Genomic DNA, 14,393 nt, shown 5'->3' on the forward strand with positions numbered 1-14,393 from the left:
AATCAGGGGGAAAGGGTGTGTTCTTAATTTGTTGTTGTTTGATAAGTAATAGGCAACTGCTGTACCAGCAGCCGCTAAAAAACAGCAAACGAAGCAAAAACAGCCCTGATATATACAAAAACACACTTTTTGCATCGTGCCAAAAACACAAAGTAAGCCGCACAGCGGTTAACCTGTGGTTAAGTTTTCCCCAACTTTACTCAGCTGATGGGGAATTGTGCTTCCACAGGTAATATGTTTTTTAATGCAATGACATCAATTAGTATAACTTAAAAACAAAAATGCCCCTCCATACCGGAGAGGCACTTGTGCAAAGCCTGGGCAGCTTTACACGGCGATCAAAGTTAAAATACTATTTTTTTGAGGCCTGTTGCGGCAAGCTTACAGTAAACGTAGTGCCATTGCCTGTTTTCGATATCACCTGCAATTGTCCACTCAAACTATCAATAAGGTGTTTAACAAGTGCAAGTCCAAACCCGTATCCTTGTTCACCATGCGTTCCGTTTGTTGATTCGCCTTTACCACTCATTATTTGCTGTATCCGTTCGGGCGTGATACCCACTCCCGAATCCTCAACTTTTATGTGAAGCGTACGACCTTCGTTTACACTATCTAATGATAAATGCGTTTTAACAAATCCTCCCTCAGGCGTAAACTTAATGGCGTTTGAAATTAGATTACCTACAATTTGCAGCAACTTGTTTTTAAAGAATGGGATGTTTTGCGTATCGGCACTTGTATTTACACTAAACGTTACCTTTTTGTTAATTGCTTGAGGGGTGTATAGTTTGAGTAATTTTTCTTTGAATGTTACCTGGTTGAATTCGTCTGAAGCAAGTTTTACTTCATTGGCTGCCTGGATTGATTTAACGCTTAATATTTCATCAGCAAGCTCTAAAATCGAATGACCGCTTTTTTGGATAAGATGAATAAATTCCAGCACCTCTTCCATTGTGTTTTCGTCACCTTGTTCGCTTATTATACGTGCCAGCCCAATAATGCCGCCTAACGGTCCGCGTATATCATGTGCTACCCTGCGCTGATTTTCAGTAACTTCAGATACATGGTTGCGCATGCTTTCGATAACCTTAAGTGCTTTAAGCCTATTTACAATCTCATCGGCAATTATTTTAAGCATCTCCACCTTTTCGGGCGTAAGGTTATGTAGTTGGGTATCAAGAACGCACAGAGCACCTAAGTTTATACCATCATCAGCACGAAGCGGAACACCGTAGTAGTAACGTAAATTAGGATCGCTGGTTACGTAGAACTTATTTTTAAAACGATCATCTTCTGAAAGGTCCTTTACCTCAAATCCATCATTTCCTAAAATTGTATATTGGCAAACAGAATCTTCCCTGCTCATCTGGTCCACATCAAGACCATAGTTTGATACAGTCCATTGCGTGTAGGTATCAATCAGGTTCACCATTGAAATTTCGGTACCTGCTACTTTAGCAGCAAGCTTACTTAAACTTTGTAAATTTTCGTTAAGTGCGGTATAATCAAGGTCTAAATCGGCCAGGGCTTTCAACCTGTCCATTTCGTTGGCTGGTACGGGAGCTAGTGAAGTTTGCATCATAATATTTTAAATTAATAGGGGAATATTATTGGGGAATAATATTAATACCTTTTACTTAAATCTTAAAAAAAATGTTATAGTTAAAGGAATATTTTTTTGATGCGGTTATAAAATCCCCTATACTTAATAAACATCTTTTATCTATATGAAAATATTTCAGCAAAGCATCCGTCTGCAACCAAAACAACGTGGTTTTCACTTAATTACTAAAGAGGTAATTCAGAATTTTCCGCAATTGAAGCAGATACACACTGGCATTTGCCAGGTTTTCATACAACATACATCTGCATCGTTAACCATAAATGAAAACGCCGACCCAACCGTAAGGCATGATTTTGAAACATTCTTTAATAAAGCTGTCCCTGAAAACGACCCTGATTACCTGCACAAAGATGAGGGACCGGACGATATGCCGGCACACTTAAAGGCGGCCATGCTTGGCAATTCAGTAATGATACCGGTAAGTGATGGAAGATTAGCGTTAGGAACGTGGCAAGGTATCTATTTATGCGAGCACCGGGATTACGGCGGATCGAGGAATATTTTAATTACAGCCTGGGGAGAATGATTGCCTATGTCTGTTTAGTGCTTGATTGGTATATAAAGGGTTCACAACGTGGTATAGCCCAAATTAATCAAGTTTAAACTTATAGATCTTCAAAAGCGAAAACAAAGCACTTAAACGATTTTAGCATCTTACTCAATTAGTAATAACACTTTTGACTTAGGAATGTATAAGACAGGCTGATTTGAAAAAACATGTAAGTATCATGCTTACGGGTATCGCCTCTTTGGGTGCCTGCATCACCTATATAAATACCGTTACGTTCTCCTGAGCGATCACTTAGCGCACGGGCAATAGGATCTGTAAATGATGATTTTGGAGCATATAGGCCGCTTACGTCGTCAAGGCGATCGGTATAAGCGGTGCGGTAACCTACTTCGCCGGTAAGACTCAACTTGCCAAGAATATTATACTTCACTCCCGCGCCAAACGGTACGGCAAGGGTACTGTTTTTATAAGGTACGCGTTGCTGCTCAGTGCGCAATGAACGCAGTTCGTAGCTTTGTCCATTGTAATTTGCTTGAGGGTTATAATTTGCACTTGCCAACCCTAAAAATATGTAGGGCGTAAAACTATTATAGCCTGCACCGGGAAGGTATTCCATAAAGTTTAACTCACCAATAAGAGCCACCTCGGTTAATGGTGTAAAAAAACTCAGGTTGCGGTCGCGTTGTTGTTTAAAGCGCGATGTGCTATCTGCACCTTCTATCTGTGCTTTAGTGATACTTAATCGGGCTGCAGCATAACCGCTAAAATTGTAACGGGCAAATAAGCCGGCAGCTACACCGCTAACTTGTAAAGGGTTGCGTTGATTTAAATCGCCCATATACCCTGAGCCACCTGCCAATACACCAAACTCCCATTTTTGGGCCCGGGCTGTTGTAAAACAGATAAACAACAGAATTATGGTGAGCAAACGCGGCATAAACAAATTTAGTAATTGCGGGCGTCTAATCCCCATAATAATTTATTGCGCAGGGTAGACAGGTAACTTTCATTGTTAAGCCTTATTAAATTTAAGCGAAAGCCTGCCTTACGGATGTCAAACTTCATGCTGGTATCAATTACTGCCGTACGGGAGTCGCAGCTTATTAAATAGTTAGCGCTGCGTGTTTGAACCTCAAACGTTAATGTAATATTATCGGGCAGCACAATTGGCCTTACGTTAAGATTGTGAGGAGATACCGGCGTTAACACAATGCTGTCGCTTTGTGGGTAAATGATTGGTCCGCCGCAACTTAATGAATAAGCTGTGGAGCCAGTAGAGGTAGATATTATAATACCATCGCCCCAGTAAGTGTTGAGAAACTCACCGTTCAAATAAGCATGCATGGTAATCATGGCTGAGTCATCACGCTTGTGAATGGTAATATCGTTAAGGGCAAAGTTATCCTTTCCAAAAATCTCAGCTTCTGAACTTATGCAAATCAGCTCGCGGCTGTCTAACGTAAATTGCTGATTTACTACCGCATTAATAGCGGCGGCAATATCGTCTTTATTTACGCTAGCCAAAAAGCCAAGCCTGCCAAAGTTTATACCTATAACAGGTATACCGCTGTCGCGAATGAGCGTAACCACGTCAAGCATGGTACCATCGCCACCAAGCGTTAAGAATACATCAATAAAACCTTTTAGCTCACTTGTACTATCAAGCACAGGATAATTCAGATTATCAATTTGATCTTGTAGCGTTGCCTGCAGTTGCGGGTGAATGTATACTTCAACATTATGCTGTGCAAGTACATTAAATACCTGTTGAATATAAGGTATAACCGTGTCGTTAAACTGGCGGCCGTAAACTGCTATTCTCATGGATAGTAATTACATGTTGAGATAATTCATGAACGATTCATACCGGTTCATGGAATCATCATCATCGTCGTTATGATTGAACGTGGCTTTAACGTCATAGCCATACCGCAAAAATGCAGCGTTAATTGAAGAAATATCGGCTTTGTTTAATTTAAGCGTAACCTCCATACGGGTGGAATCAGGAAAGTTACGTGCGTATGAGCTTAATATTTGCGCATTGTCTGACTCAACAATCTGTGCCATTTGCGACATTGAATTCTCGCGGTTACTTACTTCGAGCACAATAATACCGCCCGGTTGTGCTATGGCGGTTATCTCACCAAAATAAGCATTCATGGCATATTGGTTTATTACGCCATCGTACGTTTTATTTGGCCCAAGCACAGGTACAATAGTTAAATTATGCTCATAAAACATCCGCACTGCATCATACACATGCTTATCTTCATAAACAAATGTATTCACATGCAACTGCTGTAATGAACTTATGGGCAGGCTATGGTCAGGGTCGGTAATATCAGCTTCGGCCAGCAAGCCAATAAACAATTGATCATTTACAACAGGCAGGTGCCTAACCTTAAACTCGGCCATACGGTCAATGGCAAGTTGAATGCTGTCGGTTGTGGTAACCGGCGGTATGGTATTGGCAGCTAACTCTATCGCAAGCATAATGTTAAGCTTTTTGTTTCAGTTCGTTTAAATACTCCCTCAGTTTTTTGTTAAACTCGTCAGGGCGTTCCATCATCGGTGCGTGGCCGCATTTATCAATCCAGTATAATTTTGAATCAGGTAGTAACTGGTTAAATTCAACCGCTACTTCCGGGGGCGTAATTTTATCGTCGCGTCCCCAAATTAATCCTACCGGCATAGTAATTTTGTTTAACTCCTTGGCCATGTTATGCCTTATAGCCGATTTAGCCATAGCCAGCAAACGAACCACCTTTGAGCGGTCATTTACCAGGATGAACACCTCGTCAACCAAATCTTTGGTTGCAGTAGCCGGATCGTAGAAAGTGTATTCAACTTTTTCCTTTACAAATTCGTAATTCTCGCGGCGTGGAAACGACCCGCCAAAAGCATTTTCATATAAGCCGGAGCTGCCCGTTAAAACCAGCGACTTAACCCTCTCAGGATGCAGCACGCAATATATTAAACCGGCATGGCCACCTAGTGAATTACCAACCAGTACAAAGTCGTTCAAATTCATGTGCTTTACAAAGCGGTGCACATGCTTGGTTAACGTTTTAACACCGGTAGTTAACAGCGGTAAATCAAATATTGGCAGTATAGGTATCACTACCCTGTAATCATGCTTAAACTCATCTATAACACCTTCCCAGTTGCTTAAACCGCCCATTAAACCGTGCAGCAATAACAGCACAGGGCCCTGCCCTTCGTCAATATAAATAAATCCCTTTTCTTCTTTAAGCACGTATTTCATACAATTCAGAGCAGTATAAGCTGTAGTTTTTCGTTACGACCAACTTGTTTATATTTTAAACAGCGGTAACAAGGTTGTAAAGTTAGTTTAATTTGAAACGTTGCTTCAATACTAAACAAATTAAATTAAGCAAGCAATTGTTTCACCACTTCAGATATTGTTTTGCCATCGGCTTTGCCGGCAAGCTCCTTGTTAGCAGCACCCATTACCTTACCCATGTCTTTGACCGAGATAGCACCTACCCTGCTAATCAAATCTTTCAAAAAAGCTTCAACTTCGTCGCGGCTCATTTGCTTTGGTAAGTAAGCTTCAATGACGTCCATTTCTTCCTTTTCCACCTGATATAAGTCGGGACGGTTTTGTGCCTGGTAAATATCAGCCGATTCCTTACGTTGCTTCACCAACTTTTGCAGTACCTTAATTTCGACCTCTTCAGTTATATCTTCTGAGGCCCCTTTTTCGGTTTTAGCTAACAAAAGAGCCGACTTAATTGCACGCAATCCGCGCAGCTTAGCTTCGTTTTTGGCAAGCATAGCTTGCTTTATATCCTGGTTAATGGTTGTTTCGAGTGACATTTTTCTTTTAATTGTATTGTTATAAGTTAGCTTAGTTAAGTAACTGATTAAGAATTGATCACAGTAACACAATCAATCAACTGCTTAATTATTCACTTATGCACGATGTATCATAGTTCCGGTAGCCTGGGCGGTAGGCATCAGCACCAAATCATTAATATTTACATGCGCCGGACGCGATGCCACGTACCAAATGGTTTCAGCTACGTCCTGTGCACTAAGCGGTGTAAAACCTTCGTATACCTTTTTAGCCCGCTCTTTATCACCTTTAAAGCGCACTTCCGAAAATTCGGTTTCTACGGCTCCGGGGTGAATTGCGGTTACTTTGATACCATGCTGCAGTAAGTCCATGCGCATGCCTTTGCTAAGCGCATCAACTGCCGATTTAGTTGCACAATACACGTTTCCGTTTGTATAGGTGTCTTTACCAGCAATTGAACCAAGATTAATGATGTGCCCTTTTTTATTGCCAATCATCCAGTTAGCTACCAATTTGCTTACATACAGCAGGCCTTTTAAATTGGTATCAATCATAGTGTCCCAATCATCATAGCTTCCGTTTTGCAAAGGATCAAGCCCCTGGCTTAGGCCTGCGTTGTTAATGAGAACATCTACCTGCTTAAAATCACCAGGCAGGGTATCTAAATGATGTAAAACCTGTTCGCGGTTACGAACGTCAAACGCAGCAACGGCTATACGCACGTTGTAGGTTGTGTTGAGCTGCTGCGCAAGCGCATCCAGCCTTTCTTGCCTACGACCTGTTAAGATCAAATCATACCCTTCGCGGGCAAACAGATGAGCACAGGCCTCGCCAATACCGGCGGTAGCTCCTGTTATTAATGCAATTTTAGCCATAGGTATTAAACTATAGGGGCGAAATTATGTTTTTTAGCCCGAACACCGTATAACTACAATAAATATTTACAGCTTGTACATAATGTTATTTAACTTAAAAGCCGGAGATAAGGAATGTTCCCTTGTCTCCGGCTTAAATTACTTGGTGATTGCTATGGTTTAAAAAAAGCTACCATCGCCACGTCGGCGCATTGGCCTGCCGTTACGCATTGGCGTTCCGCTCCATTTTTGCAGATTGGTACGTACGCTAAACATAAAGTACCGGCTTAGTGCATTTGAAAGTGTATTGGTAAAACCATTATCATTAATTACCTGGTTGGTAAAGTTGTTTTGCTTTAATAAGTCAAACACCTGCAAGCGGAAAGTAAGGTTGCGTTTTGCTAAAAAGTTCTTTTCTAGATAGGCATTTATCACCAACGGATTGCTGCTGTACCCTTGCTGGCTTACAAAATTTTTGCTGGCATCATAACCAATGGTCAGTGAGCCTTCTTTAAGTAAAAAGAATCGACCGTCAATAGCAAGTGCGGTACGGCGTATGCTGGTTGTTTTGGTGTCTGATACAATGAGGAAGGTTGTCGTGTAATCATAAGAAATAAACGGATTTACCTCCATCCACTCGTTAGGATTAATGCGTGGTCCAAACCTTTGATTTATTCTCCATCCGTTGCTGGTGGTGGGTAAATTGTCAACCATAGCCAACGTATGGTTATAGCTGACACTACCATTTAAAGCGAGGTTGTATTTACGGTCGGCCAGTTGCTTTGATAAGGTGTAATTACCTCCAATGCTATATGACCCGCTGATGTTAACGTAATTGGTTTGATTAATAAACGCCTTCTTTTCCGGATCTAACGGGTCAATAATCCTTACGTTGTTAGTAGTAATTTGATTTTGAACGCTTGTACCATATAAGTTGGCACCAATGGTAAACCTGGAGTTTGACAAATAATTATTGTAGCGTGCATTTATAGTATGCCTGAACGCAACCTTTAAGTTTGGATTACCAACAATAGGGTTTGAACGGTTTGATGAATCAACAATTGGCTGTATTTGATTAAAGCTTGGCTCCTGCGGGGCACCTGTGTAATTTATTGAAGCCCTGTGCTGCCTTGACCAGGCATACTCAAAACGTGCAATCGGAATAATAAAGAAATTATTACGACTAGTTTCAATACCACCGCGACTTACATTAGTACCTGAAAGGTTGGTAGGCACCGCTGTAACACCAAACGACATGTTGAACTTGGTTTGATTGTAACGGTAGTTTAACGCCATACGGCTTTCGGTAAATGAATAATTAAAAATGTTATTCAAGTTGCTACTTAATGCTACACGGTTGCCGGCCGGTGTAATGCTGTCAATCAAAGCGTTGTTATCATAAGCACGCCTGTTTATTTGAGCATTAAATTCCAACTGCGATTTTGGGCTTAAAGGCTCAACATAAGTTATACTTGTACGAAAGTTGCGTGTTAAATTATCACGGGTTGTTAAGCGGTGTGTATTTAAATCACGCGTAACATTTCCTAATGAATCTTTAAATAGCGTGTTGTTATCGTTTTCGGTACTTTGCTGCTGGTTACTGCGGGTATAGCTTAATTGCACAGATGCGTTTCTGCGCGGTTTTTTAAATATGTGCTGGTAAAACACAATACCACCGTAATTAGGCGTGGAGTTATCACTTATGCCCCTGCCGGTGTTATCCTGAAAACGTAAACCTGTATCAAACCTGTTTGAAAAGCTATTGGCAACAGCATTGCTGAGCGAAAAGCTTGGTGTCACCCGCAAAAAGTTAGCACTATCAATGCTATACTCCATTTCGAATGTAAAATTGTGATTCTTGCTGTTGTTTTGCGATTCGCTGTTGCGCGTAAATATCAATGTATCAGACGATGTAACTCCACCTGGTAACCTGTTTTGATAGTATGTTTGACCGTAGCTGTTATTGATTGAATTTACGTTATTAAAGTTGTACCTATAATTTAAGTTAACTTCAATTTTTTTCCCCCACTGATCGCGGTATGTAATTGACGGGCTGCCCGAGGTTGTTGTACCACCGCTGCCACCACCGCCACCGGCATTACCACCACCCTGACCTATGCCACGGCCGCCATCAGCGCCGCCGGCAATACCACTTGAGGCTACACCGTTTACAGTATTGCGAAAATTTCCGCTAACGTTAAGCACCTTATTGCCGTTTATGCGCCTCAGGTCAATATTGGTTTCATACCGCTCGTTGTTTCCGGCTCCTGCATTTATACGTGCTGTATTACCAACCGAGCGGTCGGCACGGGTGGTGATGTTTAGGATCTTTTGCGGGTCGCCATCTTTGATGCCTGTACGGGCGGCCTGATCGCCGTAGTCATCAACCACCTGAATCTTCTCAACTATATCAGCACCTAAGGTTTGTATGGCCCGCGCCAAATCTCCTCCGGCGTAGTCTTTTCCATTAAGTTTAGCTTTGGTTACCTGTTGTCCCTGGTGCGTAACAGAACCATCGCTGCCCACCTCCATGCCTTCCATTTTCTTCAGCAACTCATCTACTGTTGCATTGGGGCGTACTTTGTAATCACTGGCCCTGTATTCAACCGTATCGGTTTTGTAAGTTATGGTTGGTCCTTTAACTTCAACTGCCGCCAACTGGTTAGCCTGCACACCTAAAACAAAAGGATCAAGCACCAGGCGTGCAACGGCATCATTATTAAGCATGCGCTTAACCACAGGTTTGTAACCTATACTCGTTATGCTTATAACGAACGTAGCCGACTTTACGTTTTTAAAAACAAAGATACCATCGGCGTTGGTTGTGGTAATTGAACTATCGGTGCCGGCTTTTAGCTTTACGGTTGCACCAATGATGGTATTATCGGTGCTGTCTTTAACTATACCGCTAACCTCACGTACGGGTAAAGGGGGCTTGCTGTTGCCACCTTGCCGCGCCGGCAGCTGAGCAAAAACCGTAGCTGTACACAGCAGTAAGAAAATAAAAAGTAGTATATGTTTCATGTGATAAGGTTTCAAATGCAAAATAACAGATAAGCTTATGGTTTAGCCAACTTATACTTTCCCCAAAAATCAGTGGGTGACATCAATTCGAGCATTGTATCGCCAAAAGCTCCGCCGCCACTAATAGAAATGTTACCGCCGAAATTTCCGCCACCATTGCCACCGGGCCTGCCCTCACCCCGTTCACGGTTGCCGCCAAACTGCATTCCATTCAGCTTTAAATTGTAGGCTAACTCGGTAGCATTGCCGGCGCTTAACTCAAGCAACTTTAACGGCACGGCAAGCTCATAAAATAGGTTACCCTTGGAGTCGAAGTTTATACCGGTTTTAATGCCATCAGTATTGTAAATAGATATAAGCGTATCAGTAATTTGTTTAATTCCTATAACACTTATTTCTTTAGCCGCAGCTACCATTTGTTTTCGCGAGTTTACCAGTGCTGCGGTATCAACGTTAATATTAGTGCCTCGACCACCAAAACGCATACCCCTAAAGCCACCACCGTTTTTGCCCTGTAGCGGATACTGAATTTGTACTGCATCTTTCTCCTTCTTTTTACCGTCTTTGTTTATGGTGAAAGTTAATCCGCCGGCCAAAAGCTTATTAATGTTTTGGTTATCGGTACAGTTAAGCACCAGGTAAAGATTGTTAGCATCATTTGCCAAAGTGTAGCGCACGGTGGTAGCTTTGTTGTAAGCAGGCAAATTTCCCCATTCAGTTATCTTGCCGTCAACTTTTACTGTTAACGGTGCTTTAACTCCTGATGAAATGTCAGAGTTTTGAGCATACAAACTGTTGTTAATACCAGAATAGCATAAAAAGGCAACAAGCGGCGCTACTATGTTTTTAAATTGCATATTTTAAGGTTGTTGATGTATAGCAAGTACGACTGCAAAGCCAGACGACGGTTTATTGTGAAGTATAAATGTTACAGTAGATGTTTATATGGTTACAACTACAAATTTAGTACAGCTTTATAAATTATAATGAGGCATATCGTAATAAATTCAATACATTATGTTACAACACAATTATGTTACATAATAATATAACGACTCAAACTAAGCTATTGATAGTGTTGTTATTTTTGAAACTAAACTATATTTAAAAACTCAGGTCTAACAATCCTACCATCTCAAATACTTTAAATAGTGAAACTATTCTACACAATCATATTTTCCTTTGTTGTATTAAATGTTTTTGCACAGGAAACAGTTGAGCGCAGCCGCAAGCTTACTCCGGGTGTAACCGAGCGCTACCGCGTGCTTAAATCTGATTACTCTGTTCTGAATGGTCAGTATGCAGCTTACTTGAAAAAAACGCTTATTGCCGCCGGTTTATATGACCATAACCAAAAAAAAGCAACCTGGACATTTTTTGATAAGAAGGGCAAACTTACACAACGTTATAATTACGATAGGGACAGCCTGATTTACGAAGCTGCTCCAGACAGTAATCAACGTATAATGTATATTGTTGATGACTCACTGAACAACGACCCTCGTTTTACAAGGCCAATACGAGTTGGTGGTAGTTACTATGGGTTTTTGAACTACGTAAATTTAGTGCGCTTACCCAAAGACTATTGGAGCATAAGTAATGACATGGCTTCCGTTACCATGGAGCTTTTGATAAGTCCTTACGGGAGACTCGCAGAATTCAAAGTGCGCATTAAACCTGCAAGGCCGGTACCGTATCAAGAAGATGCACTACTAAATCTTAATATTAAGCTTTTGAGTGATGAAGATAAAGTATTTGTACCGGCAACGCTCAACAATGAACGTGTAGCGGTAAGAATGGTAATTCCCTGCAGATTTACCGGCGCCGACCGGCTGGAGATGTTATAAAATAAAAGAGCCGCTTAAATTAAGCGGCTCTTTTATTTTAGTGCTGGTGATGACCGTCAGGTCCGTGAGCATGGCCATGAGCCAACTCTTCAGGATTTGCCGGACGAACGTTAATAATTTCGCCTTTAAAGTGCAACTCCTGACCTGCCATAGGGTGGTTAAGGTCAACAATAACCGAATCTTCGGCAATTGATACTACCTGGCCTTGGAAACGGTTACCCTGGTTATCCTGTAAAGGTAAAATTGAACCAACTTCAGGTAGTTCCGCACCTTCACCTTCAAACATTTCTTTAGGCAGGTTGGCTACCGCCTCATCATTATATTCGCCATAAGCGTCTTCGGCGCTTAGTTTAAAGTCAAAACTATCACCTGTTGACAGTGTGCTCAGGTTTTCTTCAAAACGTGGCAACATTTGGCCGGCGCCATATAAAAATGTTAATGGCTGTTCCTGAGTTGCGCTCTCAACCAAGCCTTCTTGTCCGTCTTCCTGGTTAACATACAAATCGTAAGTTAACGATACGACGTGTTGTGATTCAATTTTCATTGGATAATTGTTTAATAATGTAAAGCTACGAAAGCCATATTTGTTTTACAGCTTCGGCCGCCGACAGGGCCGGCAATCCGCAGGTTTTGTCTTTGCAAACAAAAATGCGGGTGTCTTCTCCCGTTCTGTTTTGCAGTAAAGGTAAGTTTTCCTCGTTACCGCCCAACATAATTTTATCAGGAATGTAAAATTGTTCCATCTCGGCACGCATATCATCAGCATCGTTACCTGTAATGGCTACTTCATATAAGCCACTTATTTCTTCAAGCAACAGCAAGCACCAGTTTGAATACGACGATCCGTATTTACCCATGAAAGGCATTACATTGCACAGCAACTGCGCCGATATTTCTTCATATCTACTTGCCTCAAACAGCATACCCAACCGTTTAAGGTTACGTGCCATTACTGAATTGGATGAAGAAATTACGCCATCCATTATTTCACTTTTGCGGGCTATCAGTTCCTCATCATCGGCGGCAGTGTAAAAAAACATACCATCAACATCATTAAGATAGAATTGAATGGCTTTATCGGCCAGGTTACGCGCCACGGCCAACCATTGAAAATCGAAGGTTACCTCATATAGTGCAAGGTAGGCTTCTATCACATTGGCGTAATCATCTAAAAAGGCTACAGCTTTTTCGTCTTGCGCATCTATTTTGCAAATACGTATTAAACGGCCATCGGCATTAATCATGTTTTGACGAATGAATTTGGCATTATTTAACGCTAACTGTAAATATGCCTCCTTATCAAAAACCCGGTAAGCCTCGCACAGGCCTTTAAGCATTAACCCGTTCCATGATGCCAGTATTTTATTATCCAACCCCGGACGAACGCGGGTGGCGCGCGCTTTAAATACTTTAAGCTTTGCTGCAGCTATAGCCGTTTGTAGCTCTTCGGTAGTTAAGCCCAACGTTTTAGCTAAAAGGGCATCCTGCTCCTTACGGTAAAATACGTTAGTATGTTCCTCTTCCCAGTTTCCGTCATCAACTACGTGGTAGTAGATACAAAACAGATCAGCATCGTCACCTAAAATTTCTTCAATTTCGGGTTTTGTAAAAGTATAGAACTTGCCCTCCACTCCTTCGCTGTCAGCATCAAGTGCCGAATAAAAGCCGTAATCGGGTGATGTTAATTCGCGTTTGGTAAAGGCAATGGTTTGCTCAACTACTTCCTTATATAACTCGTTATTGCTCCAGGCGTAAGCTTCAGCGTACAAACCTACAAGCTGCGCATTGTCATACAGCATTTTCTCAAAATGAGGCACATGCCAGCGACCATCAACCGAATACCTGGCAAAGCCACCACCAATATGATCATAAATACCACCAAACGCCATTTTATGCAAAGTGAGCTTAACCAATTGGGCAAGGCTATCATCTTTAATATGGTGTGCATAGCGCATCAAAAACAACCAGTTATTAGGCATCGGAAATTTAGGTGCGCGGCCCATACCCCCTTCTGTCGCGTCCAGGTATTTTTTCCAGTTGGCAACAATGGTCTGTAAATCATTTAAGTCGTATTCCGGCTCCTCGGTTATCAGCTTCACAGTTTCGTATTGCTGTATTCCCTCGGTAAGCCTTACCGCATACTCAATGGCTTCATTGGGCCGGTTGTAATAAAAATCGGCCAGGCTCATGAGTATGTTCATCCAATCATGCTTTTGATAATAGGTGCCGCCGTAAATCGGTCGCTGATCGGGCAGGCAAATACAATTCAGTGGCCAGCCTCCACGGTTGGTCATGAGTTGTACGGCACTCATATATATTTGGTCAACATCAGGGCGTTCTTCCCTATCTACCTTAATACATACAAAATGCTCATTCATTAAGGCAGCAACTTCAGCATCCTCAAAACTTTCGTGCTCCATAACATGGCACCAGTGGCACGCAGAATAACCAATACTTACCAGTATAAGCTTATTTTCATCTTTTGCCCTTTGCAAGGCCTCGGTACCCCAGGGGTACCAATCAACGGGGTTATTAGCGTGTTGCAGTAAATATGGTGATGCTGAATTGGCAAGACGATTCATTTTGATTTCGGGATTTGGGACGTTTGATGTCGGATTTATGTAAACCAGCGGGCTAAGCTAAAGGTTTTTCCTGATTTGAATTTCGGATGTTAGATTGCAGGATTATGTTTAAATCAGAATTGCAAGAGCGG

General features: G+C 41.8%; 13 protein-coding genes. 2 read left to right on the top strand and 11 right to left on the bottom strand.

Annotated features, from left to right (window positions below):
* Window positions 1-352 precede the first annotated feature (352 nt).
* Entirely contained in the window at window positions 353-1,582 is a 1,230-nt protein-coding gene (locus GO816_RS10960) for a GAF domain-containing sensor histidine kinase (RefSeq protein WP_198171496.1), read from the bottom strand.
* Window positions 1,583-1,727: 145 nt separating this feature from the next.
* Here GO816_RS10960 and GO816_RS10965 point away from each other — a divergent pair, with 145 nt between their 5' ends.
* Complete coding sequence (locus GO816_RS10965; RefSeq protein WP_157541974.1) at window positions 1,728-2,150, top strand: secondary thiamine-phosphate synthase enzyme YjbQ; 423 nt, start codon at window positions 1,728-1,730, stop codon at window positions 2,148-2,150.
* Between the two features lie 136 nt (window positions 2,151-2,286).
* On the opposite strand, the gene porG is transcribed toward GO816_RS10965, so the two are convergent.
* The 8 genes from porG to GO816_RS11005 all read right to left on the bottom strand — a co-directional run bounded on the left by porG (window position 2,287) and on the right by GO816_RS11005 (window position 10,690).
* Entirely contained in the window at window positions 2,287-3,108 is an 822-nt protein-coding gene (porG, locus tag GO816_RS10970; protein WP_157541975.1) for a type IX secretion system protein PorG, read from the bottom strand.
* Complete coding sequence (locus tag GO816_RS10975; RefSeq protein ID WP_157541976.1) at window positions 3,081-3,959, bottom strand: NAD kinase; 879 nt, start codon at window positions 3,957-3,959, stop codon at window positions 3,081-3,083. The genes porG and GO816_RS10975 overlap by 28 nt, the downstream gene beginning before the upstream one ends.
* A gap of 9 nt (window positions 3,960-3,968) precedes the next feature.
* Window positions 3,969-4,628 (bottom strand): CBS domain-containing protein, encoded by a 660-nt coding sequence (locus GO816_RS10980; RefSeq protein WP_157541977.1) that lies wholly within the window; start codon window positions 4,626-4,628, stop codon window positions 3,969-3,971.
* 4 nt (window positions 4,629-4,632) lie between these two features.
* On the bottom strand, window positions 4,633-5,400 hold the full coding sequence (locus tag GO816_RS10985; RefSeq protein WP_157541978.1) for an alpha/beta fold hydrolase: 768 nt from the start codon (window positions 5,398-5,400) through the stop codon (window positions 4,633-4,635).
* A 125-nt stretch (window positions 5,401-5,525) separates the two neighbouring features.
* Entirely contained in the window at window positions 5,526-5,975 is a 450-nt protein-coding gene (locus GO816_RS10990) for a GatB/YqeY domain-containing protein (protein WP_157541979.1), read from the bottom strand.
* 96 nt (window positions 5,976-6,071) lie between these two features.
* On the bottom strand, window positions 6,072-6,830 hold the full coding sequence (locus GO816_RS10995; RefSeq protein WP_157541980.1) for an SDR family NAD(P)-dependent oxidoreductase: 759 nt from the start codon (window positions 6,828-6,830) through the stop codon (window positions 6,072-6,074).
* Between the two features lie 159 nt (window positions 6,831-6,989).
* The gene (locus GO816_RS11000; RefSeq protein WP_157541981.1) at window positions 6,990-9,833 is read right to left on the bottom strand and encodes a TonB-dependent receptor; all 2,844 of its coding nucleotides are present in this window, start codon (window positions 9,831-9,833) and stop codon (window positions 6,990-6,992) included.
* Between the two features lie 35 nt (window positions 9,834-9,868).
* On the bottom strand, window positions 9,869-10,690 hold the full coding sequence (locus GO816_RS11005) for a hypothetical protein (RefSeq protein WP_157541982.1): 822 nt from the start codon (window positions 10,688-10,690) through the stop codon (window positions 9,869-9,871).
* A 294-nt stretch (window positions 10,691-10,984) separates the two neighbouring features.
* Between GO816_RS11005 and GO816_RS11010 the strand changes: the two genes are divergently transcribed.
* On the top strand, window positions 10,985-11,680 hold the full coding sequence (locus tag GO816_RS11010) for a toxin-antitoxin system YwqK family antitoxin (RefSeq protein WP_157541983.1): 696 nt from the start codon (window positions 10,985-10,987) through the stop codon (window positions 11,678-11,680).
* A gap of 37 nt (window positions 11,681-11,717) precedes the next feature.
* Here the strand turns inward: GO816_RS11010 and GO816_RS11015 are convergent, their stop codons facing one another.
* Together GO816_RS11015 and GO816_RS11020 are read right to left on the bottom strand one after the other, a co-directional pair.
* On the bottom strand, window positions 11,718-12,224 hold the full coding sequence (locus GO816_RS11015; protein ID WP_157541984.1) for an FKBP-type peptidyl-prolyl cis-trans isomerase: 507 nt from the start codon (window positions 12,222-12,224) through the stop codon (window positions 11,718-11,720).
* A 25-nt stretch (window positions 12,225-12,249) separates the two neighbouring features.
* Entirely contained in the window at window positions 12,250-14,262 is a 2,013-nt protein-coding gene (locus tag GO816_RS11020; protein ID WP_157541985.1) for a thioredoxin domain-containing protein, read from the bottom strand.
* Window positions 14,263-14,393: the final 131 nt, after the last annotated feature.

Source organism: Mucilaginibacter aquatilis (assembly GCF_009755275.1).
GTDB classification, from domain to species: Bacteria; Bacteroidota; Bacteroidia; order Sphingobacteriales; family Sphingobacteriaceae; genus Mucilaginibacter; species Mucilaginibacter aquatilis.

What these genes read in the sequence shown, in the direction of transcription:
- GO816_RS11005 (WP_157541982.1), bottom strand. Translation starts at nt 10,690, where the DNA reads ATGCAATTTAAAAACATAGTAGCGCCGCTTGTTGCCTTTTTATGCTAT.
- GO816_RS10980 (WP_157541977.1), bottom strand. Translation starts at nt 4,628, where the DNA reads ATGCTTGCGATAGAGTTAGCTGCCAATACCATACCGCCGGTTACCACA.
- GO816_RS10985 (WP_157541978.1), bottom strand. Translation starts at nt 5,400, where the DNA reads ATGAAATACGTGCTTAAAGAAGAAAAGGGATTTATTTATATTGACGAA.
- GO816_RS10975 (WP_157541976.1), bottom strand. Translation starts at nt 3,959, where the DNA reads ATGAGAATAGCAGTTTACGGCCGCCAGTTTAACGACACGGTTATACCT.
- GO816_RS10965 (WP_157541974.1), top strand. Translation starts at nt 1,728, where the DNA reads ATGAAAATATTTCAGCAAAGCATCCGTCTGCAACCAAAACAACGTGGT.
- GO816_RS11020 (WP_157541985.1), bottom strand. Translation starts at nt 14,262, where the DNA reads ATGAATCGTCTTGCCAATTCAGCATCACCATATTTACTGCAACACGCT.
- GO816_RS10960 (WP_198171496.1), bottom strand. Translation starts at nt 1,582, where the DNA reads ATGATGCAAACTTCACTAGCTCCCGTACCAGCCAACGAAATGGACAGG.
- porG (WP_157541975.1), bottom strand. Translation starts at nt 3,108, where the DNA reads ATGGGGATTAGACGCCCGCAATTACTAAATTTGTTTATGCCGCGTTTG.
- GO816_RS11015 (WP_157541984.1), bottom strand. Translation starts at nt 12,224, where the DNA reads ATGAAAATTGAATCACAACACGTCGTATCGTTAACTTACGATTTGTAT.
- GO816_RS10995 (WP_157541980.1), bottom strand. Translation starts at nt 6,830, where the DNA reads ATGGCTAAAATTGCATTAATAACAGGAGCTACCGCCGGTATTGGCGAG.
- GO816_RS11000 (WP_157541981.1), bottom strand. Translation starts at nt 9,833, where the DNA reads ATGAAACATATACTACTTTTTATTTTCTTACTGCTGTGTACAGCTACG.
- GO816_RS10990 (WP_157541979.1), bottom strand. Translation starts at nt 5,975, where the DNA reads ATGTCACTCGAAACAACCATTAACCAGGATATAAAGCAAGCTATGCTT.